The following is a 14386-nucleotide window of genomic DNA, read 5'->3' as shown; positions in this document are numbered from 1 at the left end:
GTACCAACGCGAACGCGTTCATTGATCAGAGTTTCCCTAGAGCGCTTTTTGCACGCAGCGCATGAAGGCACGAAGAAGGTTTTAAGGGCGGTCTTACCACGGCGTATTACAGAGGGCGCGGCGTGGAGTGGGGCAAGAGTGAGCAGAAAAGGGTATTGGCACACCGATCCGTGCTGCTCAGCCCGCATCAAAGCTCCGATCCCGTTAACCATCCTGCCGTTCTCGGTGTCCGGCCGTGACCTCCATGGTTACATGCTCTCGACCGTCTTTGCGTCTTCGTGGTGGGTATCTTTGTGAATCGGCAAGCTCAGGGGGTGCCGAAGTCGAACTCCCAAGGGTCTTCCGGGGGCGCGTCGAGTAGCGACGGGCGCAGGCGGATCACTTCGAAGCCCAGTTCGCGATAGTCATCGAGGCGGTCCGGGGCGCGCTCGGCGACCTCGACGAAGTCGGCAAATGCCTCCGCGTCCAGGCCGCGCCAGTCGGCAAAGGTGCCGCAGACTGCCACGTTCACCCCTTCGTCGCGGACCAGGGCCTCCACCTCGTCGTGCAGGCTGGGGTGCTGCGTCGCCTCGCTACGCGTCAGGGTGAATTGTTCCGCACCGTGGGAGACGACGGCCACCGGGTAGTCGGGGTCGCGTTCGCGCAGGCGGGTGACACTGGCCCGAATCTCGGGAAGAAGCGCGGATAGCGCTGCGCGGTAGTTCTCGATGATCTCGAAGACCACGCCTTCGGGAAGCTTGTCGCGTTCCAGGAGTTCGAGGACGGCCGCGGAGGGTTCGCCCGGGGGCAGCGGGTCAGAGGAGGTCACGGGGCCCGCGTGCAGGCTGGGCACGGCCAGCATGGCAATGAGGCCGCCCACGAACAGCCAGGCGGGAAGCGGAAATGGTCGAGGGCGTGAGCGAGTAATCCACATGGCCCCATTCAAGCGGGGATCGCCGGACGAAGCAAACATCCGCGCACGGGGGCATCCGAATTGGGGCTCCCGCGCGTGGGCAGAGTCGAGTCGCCGGGGTCAGTGGCGGTCCCCGGTGGCCTGCTCGGCCATTTGTTCGTAGCTGGTGTGGCGCACGTCCTTGCCCTTGACGAAATAGACGACGTATTCGCAGATGTTGCGCGCGCGGTCGCCGATACGTTCCAGGGAGCGGGTGGCCCAGACGATGTCCATCAGGCGCGGGACGGAGTCCGGGGCGGCGGTCATCTGCCGCATCAGTTTGTGGGTGACAGTCTCGTACAGGCTGTCGATCTGGATATCGAGCTGGGCGACGCGCACGGCCTGTTCCACGTCCATACGGGCGAAGGCATCCAGGGCCCCGCGGGTCATCTCGCGGACATGTTCGCCCATGCTGGCGATATCCGACATCGGGGCGCTGTTGCGGTCCTCGTCCAGCAGGTGCAGGCCCATGCGGCCGACCCGCTCGGCCTCGTCGCCCATGCGTTCCAGGTCGGTGATGGTCTTGATGACCGCGATCACCAGTCGCAGGTCGGAGGCGGTCGGCTGGCGCCGGGCGAGGATGTGGGTGCACTCCTCGTCGATCTCGACCTCCTTGGCGTTGACCTCGTAGTCGGAGGTCATGACCTTTTCGGCAAGTTCGGCATCGCCCTCGACCATCGCGTGGACGGCATCGGCGAGCTGCTGCTCGACCAGGCCGCCCATGGCCATCACCTGCTTGATGATGTCTTCCAGCTCGGCGTTGAACTGCTGCGAGATGTGTTGCTTGAAGAAGCTCTTGTCCATGGTGTTTTCCTAGGGAGACACTGATAAATGTACGCGTCCGCGCTCGAGTCGGTTTTGCCCGCTGACAAGGCGCGGTGACTGCCGTGCAGTGACTCTGCACAAGGGAGCCGCAACGCTGGCAGCGGGCAAAAGCGGCCGAGCCCCGACCTCTAAGTGAGGACATACGGGGTTGTTGCCCCATTTCCAGAGTGTTGGTACCGGCATGGGCCTTGTCGGCCTGTTTGTAGCGCTTGCTCTCGCACAAAATGGGGCACCAACGCGGAGGTGTGGATTCATCAGTGTCTCCCTAGCCGAAGCGGCCGGTGATGTAGTCCTCGGTCTGCTTCTTGGCAGGCGAGGTGAACAGGGTGTCGGTATCCGCGTATTCGATCAGCTCGCCCATGTACATGAAGGCGGTGTAGTCGGAGACGCGCGCGGCCTGCTGCATGTTGTGGGTGACGATGACCAGCGTGTAGTCCTTCTTCAGCTCGATCATCAACTCCTCGATCTTCAGCGTGGCCAGCGGGTCCAGCGCGGAGCAGGGCTCGTCCAGCAGCAGGACCTCGGGGTCGATTGCGATGGCGCGGGCGATGACCAGGCGCTGCTGCTGGCCGCCGGACAGGCCGAAGGCATTCTCGTGCAGGCGGTCTTTCACCTCATCCCACAGCGCGGCGCGCTTGAGCGACTTCTCCACCACCTCGTCCAGCTTGCGGCGGTTCTTCACGCCCTGCAGGCGCAGGCCGTAGGCCACGTTCTCGTAGATCGACTTGGGGAACGGGTTCGGCTTCTGGAACACCATGCCCACTCGGCGGCGCAACTCGGGGACATCCACGGACTTGTCGTTGATGTCCGCGCCGTCCAGGCGGATGGTGCCCTCGATGCGTACGGAATCGATCAGGTCGTTCATGCGGTTGAAACAGCGCAGGAACGTGGACTTGCCGCAACCGGAAGGCCCGATGAATGCCGTGATGCGGTTCTTCGGGATGCGGATGTCGATGCCCTTGAGCGCCTGGTCCTCGCCGTAGAAAAGTTTGAGGCCCTCCGCGGTCAGGCAGATGTCCTCTCGGTCGAGGCTGAGGCCGCGCGGGGCCTGGTTATTCTGGGCCACGTTGACGGCGTGGGTCTGGGTGTCACTCATTTCGGGTACTCCATGGGGAATGGGGTTCGACGCATCCCGGCACCGCGAGGGGTCGGAAAAACACCGTCATCGCGAGGCGCGCACCGACGTGGCAATCGGTTTGGGTGCCTCCGGCGTGTGGGGTACCGGAAGGCGATTGCCATGGCCCCTGCGGGGCCTCGCAATGACGATGTATGCGAGAGACGTTGTGCATGTCGTATCTCAGTCACTGTCGGCGCGGTACTTCTCGCGCAGGTAGTTGCGGATCGAGATGGCGGTCAGGTTGAGCACGATGATCAGCATCACCAGGATCAGGGCGGTCGCGTAGACCAGCGGCCGGCCGGCCTCGACGTTCGGGCTCTGAAAGCCGACGTCGTAGATGTGGAAGCCCAGGTGCATGAAGGCGCGATCCAGGTGCAGGTACGGGAAGTTGCCGTCCACCGGCAGGCTGGGGGCCAGCTTGACCACCCCGACCAGCATCAGCGGGGCCACCTCGCCGGCCGCGCGCGCGACGGCCAGGATCAACCCGGTCATCATCGCCGGCGCCGAAAGCGGCACGATCAGGCGCCACAGGGTCTCCGCCTTGGTCGCGCCCAGGGCCAGCGAGCCGTGGCGGATGCTGGCGCCGATGCGGGTCAGGCCTTCCTCGGTGGAGACGATTACCACCGGCAGGGTCAACAGCGCGAGCGTGAGCGAGGCCCAGATGATCGCCGGCGAGCCGAAGGTGGGCGAGGGCAGGGCATCGCGGAAGAACATCTGGTCGATGTTGCCGCCGACCAGGTAGACGAAGAACCCGAGGCCGAATACACCAAATACGATGGAGGGGACGCCCGCGAGGTTGTTCACCGAGATGCGGATGATGCGCACCAGCGGGCCCTGCTTCGCGTACTCGCGCAGGTAGATCGCGGCCAGCACGCCGAACGGGGTTACGACGATCGACATGATCAGGACCATCAGCACGGTCCCGAAGATCGCCGGCAGGATGCCGCCTTCGGTGTTGGCCTCGCGCGGATAGCCGGTCATGAACTCCCAGAAGGTGTGCACGTAGTGCCCGAGCTTCTGCGGGATGCTCATGTCGTTCGGCCACCAGGCGTTCACGACATCCGCCAGTGCGATCACGGATTCGGCGCCGTCGGCGGTCTCCATCAGGATGGCGTAGCGGCGCAGTTCGCGGCGCAGCTCGTTACGCTCGTTTTCCAGCTCCGCGTACTGCTCCTCGAGTTCCGCGCGTTCGGCCTGCAGTTCCGCCTCGCGCTCGGCGCGCTCCTCGATCGACAGCTCGGTGGCACGCTCGATACCGCGCAGGGCAATACGAATCTGCTCGATCTGGAAATTGATCGCGCCGATGTCCACGCGTTCGATGCGTTCGATCTGGCGGACCAGGCCGCGGGTCTCGGGGATAACCGCCTCGAAACGCACGCGGGCCTCGTTGCCGGTGGCCACGGCCTCGCCGTCCACGCGGAACTCGCGAACAAAGCCGTAGAAGTTGCCCCACTGCAGGCGTTCCAGCACCACCGCATCGCGAGGCATCTCGCGCTCGCCCATGAAGTCGTCCAGATACCAGCGGAAGTCTCGCGAGTCGAGGTCACGATTGCCGCGCTTGACCAGGTGCCGTACCACGATCTCCTGGCCTTCGGGCACGTCGAAGCCGGCGTCGCGCATGGCCTGGGCGGTCATCGTCTCGGAGCGCTGGAACTCGCCCATGACCTGGGTGGGCTCGCTTTGCTGCGCCGTCTGGTATTCGAACTGGGCGACGTTGGACGGCCAGAAGAACGACAGGCCGTTGACCGCGATCATCAGGATCAGCCCGAAGACCATCACCAGCGAGGTGGCCACCGCGCCCGCATTCAGCCAGATCCAGGGGGTGCCGGATTTGAACCATTTATTCATCGGATCGAGACCTGTCTGGAATGCGTTTTAAAGGGAGGCGTACTTGTTGCGCAGGCGCTGGCGCACGATCTCGGCGACCGTGTTCACGAAGAACGTGAGCGCGAACAGCACCAGTGCGGCGAGGAACAGGATGCGGAAGTGGCTGCCGCCGACCGCGGCCTCGGGCATCTCGACCGCGATGTTGGCGGAGAGCGTGCGCATGCCCTCGAAGATGTTGAAATTGACCACCGGCGAGTTCCCGGTCGCCATCAGCACGATCATGGTCTCGCCGACGGCGCGGCCGAAGCCGATCATGACCGCCGAGAAGATCCCCGGGCTGGCGGTCAGCAGGACCACGCGCACCACGGTCTGCCAGGGTGTGGCCCCCAGCGCCAGCGAACCCTGGGTCAGGTGCTTGGGCACGTTGAACACGGCATCCTCGGAAATCGAGTAAATGGTCGGGATCACCGCGAAGCCCATGGCGATGCCGATCACGAGGGCGTTGCGCTGGTCGTAGGTGATGCCGTTGTCGGTCAGCCACTGGCGCGCGTCCCCGCCGAACATCCAGATCTCGATCAGGGGGCTCAGCGTCACCGCTAACCAGCCCACCAGCAGGATCACCGGGATCAGAATCGCGGCCTCCCAGCCCGCCGGTATGAATGCGCGGACCTGCTCGGGGAGCACACGGGTCCAGACGAAGGCCATCAGCAGCATGGACAGCGGCAGCAGAATCAGGATGCTCGCGACGGCGGGGAGGTTCGCCTCGATGAACGGGGCCAGCCACAGCCCTGCGAGGAAGCCGAGGATGACCGTGGGCAGCGCCTCCATCAGCTCGATCGACGGCTTGGTGAGCGTGCGCATGCGCGCCGACATGAAGTAGGCGCTGTAGATCGCCCCCATGATCGCCAGCGGGGTGGCGAACAGCATGGCGTAGAAGGCGGCCTTGATGGTGCCGATGGTCAGGGGGATCAGCGAGAACTTGGGTTCGAACTCGTCGGTGGCCGAGGAGGACTGCCAGACATAGTCGCCACCCGAGCGCCCCTCGTACCAGACCTTCTGCCACAGCACGTGGAAGGAGACCTCCGGATGACGGTTCTCCAGGCGCTGCAGGTGCCAGTTCTCGGCCTCGTCGATGGCGATCAGCAGGCGGTTGCGCGGGTCCACGTACACTCGATGCAGCGCCTGATCGGTAATCTGGCGTTCCACCAGGGTGCGCTGCGAGGTGGGGTAGTGGATCTTGATCTGGCCGGTTTCGTCGGCGGTCAGGAAGCCCTTGCGGATGTATTCGGGCTGGATGTTGGTGACCGGCCCGGTGTGCGCGGGGAATTCGCGCACGCGGGTGATGCGGTTCACGTTGTTGTCGTCGCGCACCAGCATGTACTGGGTGACCGATCCGTCCGAGCCGCCCACGACGATCGACACCGTGCCCAGGAGGTACTCGAGCGAGGTGACCTCGGCATCGTCTCCGCGAATGACGCGCTTGCTGTCTTCCAGGGTCGCGCTGGCCGGACGACGGATGTCGTAGGAGTGCAGGCGCCCCTGGTCGTCGCCCACGAGCATGATGCGGCCGGTGATGTCGAGGAGGATGCGGGTGGCCGTGCTGCCTTCTGGCAGGGCGGGCATGTCGTAGGCACTGCGGCGCACCTGGGTTTCGCCGGTCATCATCGAGGTGGTCTCCTCGAACTGGACCAGACGGATGTGGCCGTCTTCGGTGGTGGCGGCGACACGAATACCGCTGGACCCGCGCTGGATTCCGACCACGCTGATGGCGGGGCCATCGCCGTCGATATCCAGCAGTGCGGAGTCTTCGTCACCCAGCGGGTAGACCACGCGCGGGTCATATTCGCGGCCCTCGGGGGTGAAGCGTTCGTTGTATTCGTACTCGATGGCGAGGACCTGCCCGTTGTCGAGGCCAAGCGCCACCAGGCGGGTGCGCGGCTCGGCCGCGGTGAAAGTGGTGACCCGGACGTCATCGGGGATCGGCAGGGTCTGTTCGCGCACGATCTCGCCGGTATTCGGGCGGAAGAACACGGCACGTCGGTCGTCGGTGATGCGCACGGCCATTTCGCGGTGGCGATTCACCGCCAGGTGCACGGTGCGGGTATCGGCGCCGCCGGGGGCGTCGTACTCGGTCAGGGGGTCGAGCTTGGCGCCCTGGAACATCGGCAGGGTTTCGCTCAGCAGGTAGACGAACATGAGGGTGAGGGCGCCGACGACGGCGATACCGAAAAACCCGATCATGTAGCGCGCGGAGCGATCCTTGGTGCGGCGCCAGCGCTGGAAACCGGCGAGACGCGGGGCGATGGTGGCGGTGGACATGAAGTTCCCCTGAGAGCCGCCGCGAAGGGCGTGCAAAACCATTGGATGTCGGGGCGTGATGCTACGGCCGCTATGTGACAGGGACGTGACATCCATGTGACGGCTGGTTGACCGGTGGGCGAGGAAGGCCTGCGCGCACTGCACAAAAAAGGCCGGAACCCTTGGGTCCCGGCCTTTGCACCCATTCCCTGGGCGCGGGTACTGCGCCCAGTTTATTCCAGACCGAGGTTCTTGCGCTCGCGCTCGGCGACCGTGGCCGGCAGCGGGATGAAGCCATCACGCACCACGACCTCCTGGCCTTCCTTCGACAGCACCATCTTCAGGAACTCGGCGGCGCGCGGGGTCAGGCCGTCTTCCGGGTGCTTGTTGACCATCACGTAGAGGAAGCGGGCCAGCGGGTAGTCACCGGAGGCGGCGTTCTCGCCGTTCGGCTCGAAGTAGTTGCCTTCTTCGGTGCCCAGCGGGATGGCGCGCACGCCGGAGGTGGAGTACCCGATGCCGGAGTACCCGATGCCGTTCAGGGACTCGGAGACGCCCTGAACCACCGAGGCGGAACCCGGCTGTTCGTTGATGGCGTTCTTGAAGTCGCCATCGCACAGGGCGTGCTGGCGGAAGTACCCGTAGGTGCCGGAGACGGCGTTACGGCTGTACAGGGTGATGTCACGGTTGGCCCACGAGCCTTCCAGTCCGAGCTGACCCCAGCGGGTGATGTCCTCGGCACCGCCACAACGACGGGTGGAGGAGAAGACGGCGTCGACCTGATCGATGCTCATGCCTTCGATCGGGTTGTCGCGGTTCACGAACACGGCGATGGTGTCTATGGCGACCGGCACGGCGGTCATCTCGTAGCCGTGGCGTTGTTCGAACTCGGCATGTTCGCTGTCACGCGGCATGCGCGACATCGGGCCGAAGTCGGCGGTGCCTTCGGTCAGGGCGGGCGGGGCGGTGGAGGTGCCGGCACCCTGGATCTGGACGTTCACGTTCGGGTAGAAGCCCTGGAATTCTTCCGCCCACAGGGTCATGAGGTTGTTCAGGGTGTCGGAACCGATGCTCGACAGGTTGCCGGAGATGCCGGAGACCGTCTCGTAGGCCGGGATGTCGGCATCGACTTCAGCCGCGGCGGTCAGCGGGGCGATGGCGAGGGCTGTGGCCGTGGCCAGCGCGAGGATGCTTCGCTTCAACAACATGGGTGTACTCCCTTGGGCTTGCTTGAGGTTTTCAAGGCCGAGTGGCTCGGTCCTTGATGACGAATTATCGGGAGCGGTGCTTGCAGTTGCGTGACGCGCATGTGACAGCCTCGTGACATCTGGCCCGGTAGGGATGGGGCCGGGTTCGTGGGGGGTGATTACTTCGTTGCGCTTGCAATGACGGGTATTGGTATAGGTCATTGCGAGGAGCGAAGCGACGCGGCAATCGGTCCGAAAGGCCCATGGGTTCGGGGCGTTTGCGGACGATTGCCACGGGCCCTGCGGGCCCTCGCAATGACGCTAGTTGGAGGGGCCTGATGGTTCGGCGCGGCGGATACGGGTCAGGGGGAACAGGCAGGTGAAGCGGCTGCCGCGGCCGACCTGGCTCTCGATGGCGAGGTGGCCTTCGTGGCGGGCGAGGACGTGCTTGACGATGGCCAGGCCCAGGCCTGTCCCGCCGCGTGACTGGGTGCGCCCGGCATCCACGCGATAGAAACGTTCGGTCAGGCGCCCGAGGTGATGGCTGGCAATACCCGGCCCGGTGTCCTCGACGCTCAGGCGCCCACCGTCGTCGTCGGCGCGCCAGCGCAGGGTGATGGTGGTCCCGCCAGGGGTGTACTTCACGGCATTGAACAGCAGGTTGGCGCAGGCCGAGCGCAGTTCGTCCGGGTTGCCCTGGAACTCCAGTTTGGGGTCGGCGTCCAGTACGATCGCGTGCGCTTCCGTGCCCGAAAGGATGCGCGCCTCGTCCGTCAGCTTCTGGAACAGTGGGAACGGGTTGAACCAGTCCTGCGGGCCGGTGGTTTCGCCGGTCTCCAGGCGTGAGAGCAGCAGCAGGTCGTCCACCAGCAGTTTCATGCGCTCGGACTGTTCGCGCAGCATCTGGACCGAACGCGCGAGCTGAGGCTGGTCCTCCAGTTCGTCTTCCAGGCTCTCGGTGACGCCGTAGAGTACGGTCAGCGGCGTGCGGAGCTCGTGCGAGACGTTGGCGATGAAGTCGCGCCGCATGACCTCCAGGCGGTGCAGGTGGGTGGTGTCCCGGGCCAGCAGCAGGTACTGCGCGTCGCCATAGGGGAGCATGCGCATCTCCAGTTGGCGCTCGCTGTCCAGCGGGGAGGGCACGGTCACCCGCGCGAGGGACTCGCGGGCACGTTCCATGAACGTCAGGAACTCCGGGTGGCGCAGGAGATGGGTAATGCGCTGGCCCTCGTCGCGCGGCCAGTGGAGCCCGAGCAGCTGGCAGGACATGTCGTTCAGCCACTCGATGCGCAGGTCATCGTTCAGGACCACTACCGCGTCGGGCATGGCCTTCGCCGAGTCCCGGTAGCGCTCCAGCAGCTGGCGCAACCGATGCACGCGGTTCTCGTGGCGTCTGCGGCGGCGGTAGAGGTGGTCGAAGATCACGCCCCACAGGCCGCGCACGTCCGGTGGGTCGGCACGGCCGCCCCGGCGCAGCCAGGTCTCCAGCCACAGCAGGTTGGCGATGTTCCAGGCCAGTGCAGCCCCAAGCAGAAACGCCAGGGTGGGCCAGAACTGGCCGGTGGCCCAGCCAAGCGTCAGGAGCGGCAGCGCGATCAGCAGGCTGGTAATGAGGATGTCGGGCCAGGTCTTGCGGGGCTGCACGGGGACCGCCGAAGGTCAGGGAAGTTGCGAGAAACGGTACCCTGAACCACGCACGGTTTGCACCAGGTGGTCATGCCCGGTGTCGGCCAGCGCCTTGCGCAGGCGGCGGATGTGTACATCCACCGTGCGTTCCTCTACATAGACGTTGGTGCCCCAGACCTTGTCCAGCAGCTGTTCGCGGCTGAACACCCGATCCTGATGGGTCATGAAGAAGTGCAGCAAGTTGTACTCGGTCGGGCCCATGCTGATGGCCGCGCCGTTGCCGGTGATGCGATGCGAGACGGGATCCAGACGCAGGCCCTCGATCTCGATCGGTTCCTCGCTGGTGGTGGGCGAGGTGCGGCGCAGCACGGCCTTCATGCGCGCGACCAGCTCGCGCGGCGAGAACGGTTTGGTTACGTAGTCGTCGGCGCCGACATCCAGGCCGCGCACGCGGTCTTCTTCCTCGCCGCGGGCAGTCAGCATGATCAGCGGGATGTCCTTGGTGACGGGGCTGGTCTTGAGCGTACGCGCCCAGTCGATGCCGCTGATGTCCGGCAGCATCCAGTCCAGCAGGATCAGATCCGGCGGGTCTTCCAGCAGGAGGGATTTTGCCGAGCGGACATCTCCGGACTCGCGGACCTCGTAGCCCGCCTTCTGGAACGGCACCTGCAGCATCTCGCGGATCGCTGCATCATCTTCCACCAGCAGAATTCGAGTGGCCATGGCCCCGTCTCGTGATTACCTGGTCCGCATTAGATAACAGGGATGTTACAGGCGTGTGAACGGGAGGTGGTGCGGCGGCAACCAGCCTGTGGCGTGTTCGGGCGGCTCGCGACCGATCGCCGCGACCCTGCGGGCCTCGTGATGACGAGCGATAGCCGCTAAGGGTGGGCGCCGAGTTCGAAGCGTTCGTCGCCGTGCAGGAAGATCATGCCGTCGTGGTGCGGCGAGCGGGCGAGCTGCTGGCGGATGGCCTGTTCGTGGCCGGGCTTGAGATGGGTAATGGCAATGCGCGGGCGGTGCTGCAGTTGTGCCAGGTCCTCGCCCAGGTGCTGCGGGGTGTAGTGCTTGGCCAGATCCGCCATGCCCTCCATTTCGTCTGGGAGGCCGGTCTCGATCATCAGCAGATCGAGGTGGGGCAGGGCGTTCAGCGCGGGCCAGAGCAGGTGCGAGGAGGTCGTGTCGCCGCTGAAGGCGAAGGCGGCCCCGTCGCTGTTGGTGACGCTGTAGCCGACTGCGGGCACGGTATGGCGGGCGGGCAGCACCTGGATCTCGCGATGTTCCACCGCGATGCTGTGACCGGGTTGCAGCGACTCCAGGCGGATCAAGGGCTGATCGGGCCGTGGCAGACGGGTGAAGTCCGGCCAGATCACCCAGTTGAAGACGTGATCGCACAGGGCCTTGAGTGTTGCCGGGAGGCCGTGGACGTGGATGGGCGGGGCATCCGGGCTGTAGACCATGTCCGCCAGCATCGGGAGGAAGGCGATATGGTCTAGGTGCGAGTGGGTCAGGAAGACATGGCGAATGCGCCGCAGCTCCTCCAGGGTCAGATCGCCCACGCCACTGCCCGCGTCGATAAGGATGTCGTTATCGATGAGGATGGATGTGGTACGCCGGCCCGGGCCAATCCCGCCACTGGCGCCAAGGATGCGAACGGACAAACTCATGTCGGACAGTATATCGAGCGAGCAGCGGGCCGTCGTGTGGCCAGACCCGCGAGCCGGAGGCTGGGGTCGGTCGCCCCGGGTCGTTGGAGGTGGGTGACGGACATGCCCTAATGCTAGACCGGGTCCAGGCCCAAGTTCCGTGACGTGCGGCGCGAAAAGGTGATCCCGAGGCACGGCGGGGCGTCTCGCGAATCTTGTGCGGGCGGGGCTTCCCGCCACCCGGCGGAGTTGCTAGAATGCGCGTCCTGTTTGGGGCGGTAGCTCAGCTGGGAGAGCGTCGCGTTCGCAATGCGAAGGTCGGGAGTTCGATCCTCCTCCGCTCCACCAAACACCAAGGAAAAGGCCTGCTTTCGCAGGCCTTTTCCTTTTTCAGGTTCAGCTGCGCAGGTGGCCCCGTGGGGCCATGGCGGCCTTTACCGGGGCCCGGCGCGCGAACGGTTCGGGTTCGTGGTGGCTCACGAGCTCGGCCAGGGATGCGGCGGGCAGGGGGCGGCTGCACAAATAGCCCTGCCAGGCATCACAGCCCTCTGCGGCCAGAAATCCGAGCTGATCCTCGGTTTCAACCCCCTCGGCGAGCACATCCAGCCCCAGGTTGTGGGCCATGTCGATGATGGTCATGGCCAGCTCGGCATCGTTGCGGTCCTCCGGCAGGTCGCGCACGAAGGTCTGGTCGATCTTCAGGATGTCGATCGCGAATTCCTTCAGGTAGGCCAGCGACGAATACCCGGTGCCGAAGTCGTCGATGGCCAGCGCGATGCCCAGGCCCTTGATCTGCTGCAGGGTGCCACGGGTCGTGTCGGCCTGTTCCATCAGGGTGCTTTCGGTGAGCTCCAGGGTCAGGCGTTGTGCGGGGAGTCCGGATTCGTGCAGGACCTGGCGGAGCTGATGGAGCAGGCCCGGTGCGGCGACCTGGCGCGCCGACAGGTTGACCGAGACTTCCAGCGGCGGCAGGCCCTGACGATCCCATTCCACGACCTGGCGGCAGGCCTCGCGCAGAACAAAATCCCCGACGGCGGCGATCAGGCCCGTTTCCTCGGCCAGCGGTATGAACACGTCCGGCGCGATCAGGCCGCGTTCGGGGTCCCGCCAGCGCACCAGTGCCTCGATCCCGGTGATCTTCCCGGACGTCATGTGTACCTGAGGCTGGTAGAACACCTCCAGTTCGTTCTGGGCCAGGGCGTGCCGCAGCCGGTTCTCGATCTCCAGGCGCTGGTTGGCGGCATCGGTGAGGGCGGTACGGTAAAAGCGGAAGGTGTTGCGCCCGGCGTCCTTGGCCTCGTACATCGCCGCATCGGCCTGAGTGAGAAGCTCACCGGCTTCGGTGGCGTCCTCCGGGAACAGTGCAATACCGATGCTCGCGCCTACCTGCAAGTTGGTCCAGCCGCCGACGGCAAAGGGTTCGGCTATGAGCTCCAGAAGCTGGCGGGCGCGGGCCTCGAGCTCTTGATGCTCTGCGGCGTCGTCGATTACCGCGATGAATTCGTCGCCCCCAATCCGGGCCACGGTGCGGGCCTCGAAGCGCGTCTTCAGGCGCTCGCCCAGGATTTGCAGGAGGTCATCGCCGACGCGGTGGCCGAGGCTGTCATTGATGTTTTTGAAGCGGTCCAGATCCACGAACAGGATGGCCACCAGGCCTTGCCGCTGGCGAGCCTGTTGCATGGCCTCGTCAAGGTGCTCCTGCAGCAGCGTGCGGTTGGGCAGTCCGGTCAGCGGGTCATGCCCGGCCTGGTACGCCAGGCGAGCTTCGTGTGCGCGCAGGCGGCCCTCCGCCGCGCGGCGTTGCTCGACCTCCAGTGAAAGCCGCCGAGTCAGACGCCGGTAGTAGAGCGCAGCCAACCCGCTCAGCAGCAATAGCCCCGCCATGAAGCCGAGCAGGACCTCCGGCCGGGCCTCCCAGTAGGCGCGCAGGCTGATTGCCACGGTGCGGTCGTAGGGCGGGTAGCCGAGTTCTTCCAGGAGTTTGTGTACCGCCCCGTAGGACAACGGGGCCGACCAGCCGTGGTAGCCGCCTTCACGCGCCGCGGGGTGATCCGCGGGCAGGCTCAGCAGGGCGATCGTGACGGCTTCGGCCAGTTGGTCAGGGGTGTGTCCAAGACGCGAGAACGGCCATTCAGGGTAAAGCCGGGTGGAGTGGGCAAATGGAAACCCCGCTGTCTTGCGGGGCGCCAGTACGCGCAGTGTGTCGGCGGGCAGGTCGCCCGATTGCAGCCGTTCCTCCAGCACGCCGGTGCGCACCATGCCGGCGTCGGCCTCGCCGGTTAGCAAGCCCTCGATCACCCGGTAGTGGGGCATGCCCGTGTAGTGAACCGACGCCAGGTCCTCGAACGGATCCACGCCAGCGTTGCGCAGGGCCCCGTAACCGGCCAGCCAACCGCCCAGAGAGTCTTCTTCCACCGCCAGCAACCGCTGCCCACGAAGGTCGTCCAGTGACTGGAGGTCATTGCGTTCGTCGAGGACCAGGATCGTCCCTCCGAACTGACGAATGGGCTGGCCTTGCTCCTCGGCGATGAGGGTGGCCAGGCGGGTGATGCCTTGTTGCGCCTCCAGGCGCACGTAATGGCCGGTGTTGGTGAGGACGAAATCAACACCTCCGGTGGCGACGGCCTGCTCCAGGTCCGGATAGTTAAGTGCCTGAATGCGAAATTCGGCCGCGTCGACCTGCGTGCTCAGGTAGTCGGCTGTGGGTTGCCACTGGGCCGTGGTCTCTTCGGCATCGCGAAAGGCCAGCACGCCGATGGTGTATACGCTGGCGTCGTCACTATTTTCCGCCATTGCGGAGGCAGCAACGGACAGGCTGATCAGCAGGATCAGCAGACGGGGCAGGGTGGATGGATGGCGCATCGGCAAGAGCCTACTATGCGAAGGGACTTGCCGTACACGTTCGGGCGCGAACGGGCGCTGGGGTACC

The 14386-nt window shown here is 65.4% G+C and carries 10 protein-coding genes and 1 tRNA gene; 1 reads left to right on the top strand and 10 read right to left on the bottom strand.

What is annotated here, in order from left to right:
* Positions 1–307 precede the first annotated feature (307 nt).
* The 9 genes from F792_RS0113230 to F792_RS0113190 form a co-directional block, all read right to left on the bottom strand.
* Positions 308–913: a DsrE family protein gene (locus tag F792_RS0113230; protein WP_026305978.1), complete on the bottom strand. Its 606-nt coding sequence runs from the start codon at positions 911–913 to the stop codon at positions 308–310.
* A 99-nt stretch (positions 914–1012) separates the two neighbouring features.
* On the bottom strand, positions 1013–1735 hold the full coding sequence (gene phoU, locus F792_RS0113225) for a phosphate signaling complex protein PhoU (RefSeq protein WP_018145414.1): 723 nt from the start codon (positions 1733–1735) through the stop codon (positions 1013–1015).
* 286 nt (positions 1736–2021) lie between these two features.
* Positions 2022–2852, bottom strand: a complete 831-nt coding sequence (pstB, locus tag F792_RS0113220) for a phosphate ABC transporter ATP-binding protein PstB (RefSeq protein ID WP_018170007.1) — start codon at positions 2850–2852, stop codon at positions 2022–2024.
* Between the two features lie 201 nt (positions 2853–3053).
* Positions 3054–4721: a phosphate ABC transporter permease PstA gene (gene pstA, locus F792_RS0113215; protein WP_018170006.1), complete on the bottom strand. Its 1668-nt coding sequence runs from the start codon at positions 4719–4721 to the stop codon at positions 3054–3056.
* A gap of 27 nt (positions 4722–4748) precedes the next feature.
* Entirely contained in the window at positions 4749–7019 is a 2271-nt protein-coding gene (locus tag F792_RS0113210; RefSeq protein ID WP_018170005.1) for an ABC transporter permease subunit, read from the bottom strand.
* Between the two features lie 212 nt (positions 7020–7231).
* Entirely contained in the window at positions 7232–8206 is a 975-nt protein-coding gene (locus F792_RS0113205) for a PstS family phosphate ABC transporter substrate-binding protein (RefSeq protein ID WP_018145418.1), read from the bottom strand.
* 300 nt (positions 8207–8506) lie between these two features.
* Positions 8507–9829 carry a phosphate regulon sensor histidine kinase PhoR gene (gene phoR / locus F792_RS0113200; protein ID WP_018170004.1) on the bottom strand — a complete coding sequence of 441 codons (1323 nt, stop codon included), beginning with the start codon at positions 9827–9829 and terminating at the stop codon, positions 8507–8509.
* A 15-nt stretch (positions 9830–9844) separates the two neighbouring features.
* The gene (gene phoB, locus F792_RS0113195; RefSeq protein ID WP_018170003.1) at positions 9845–10534 is read right to left on the bottom strand and encodes a phosphate regulon transcriptional regulator PhoB; all 690 of its coding nucleotides are present in this window, start codon (positions 10532–10534) and stop codon (positions 9845–9847) included.
* Positions 10535–10692: 158 nt separating this feature from the next.
* The gene (locus F792_RS0113190; RefSeq protein ID WP_018170002.1) at positions 10693–11478 is read right to left on the bottom strand and encodes a 3',5'-cyclic-nucleotide phosphodiesterase; all 786 of its coding nucleotides are present in this window, start codon (positions 11476–11478) and stop codon (positions 10693–10695) included.
* A gap of 251 nt (positions 11479–11729) precedes the next feature.
* On the opposite strand from F792_RS0113190, the gene F792_RS0113185 reads away from it, so the two are divergent.
* Positions 11730–11805 (top strand) — tRNA-Ala (locus tag F792_RS0113185).
* Positions 11806–11853: 48 nt separating this feature from the next.
* Here the strand turns inward: F792_RS0113185 and F792_RS0113180 are convergent.
* On the bottom strand, positions 11854–14319 hold the full coding sequence (locus F792_RS0113180) for a bifunctional diguanylate cyclase/phosphodiesterase (RefSeq protein ID WP_018170001.1): 2466 nt from the start codon (positions 14317–14319) through the stop codon (positions 11854–11856).
* Positions 14320–14386 lie beyond the last annotated feature (67 nt).

Origin of the sequence: Thioalkalivibrio sp. ALMg9 (assembly GCF_000380625.1) — a bacterium.
GTDB classification, from domain to species: domain Bacteria; phylum Pseudomonadota; class Gammaproteobacteria; order Ectothiorhodospirales; family Ectothiorhodospiraceae; genus Thioalkalivibrio; species Thioalkalivibrio versutus.
This window is presented reverse-complemented; position numbering and strand designations above follow the sequence as displayed.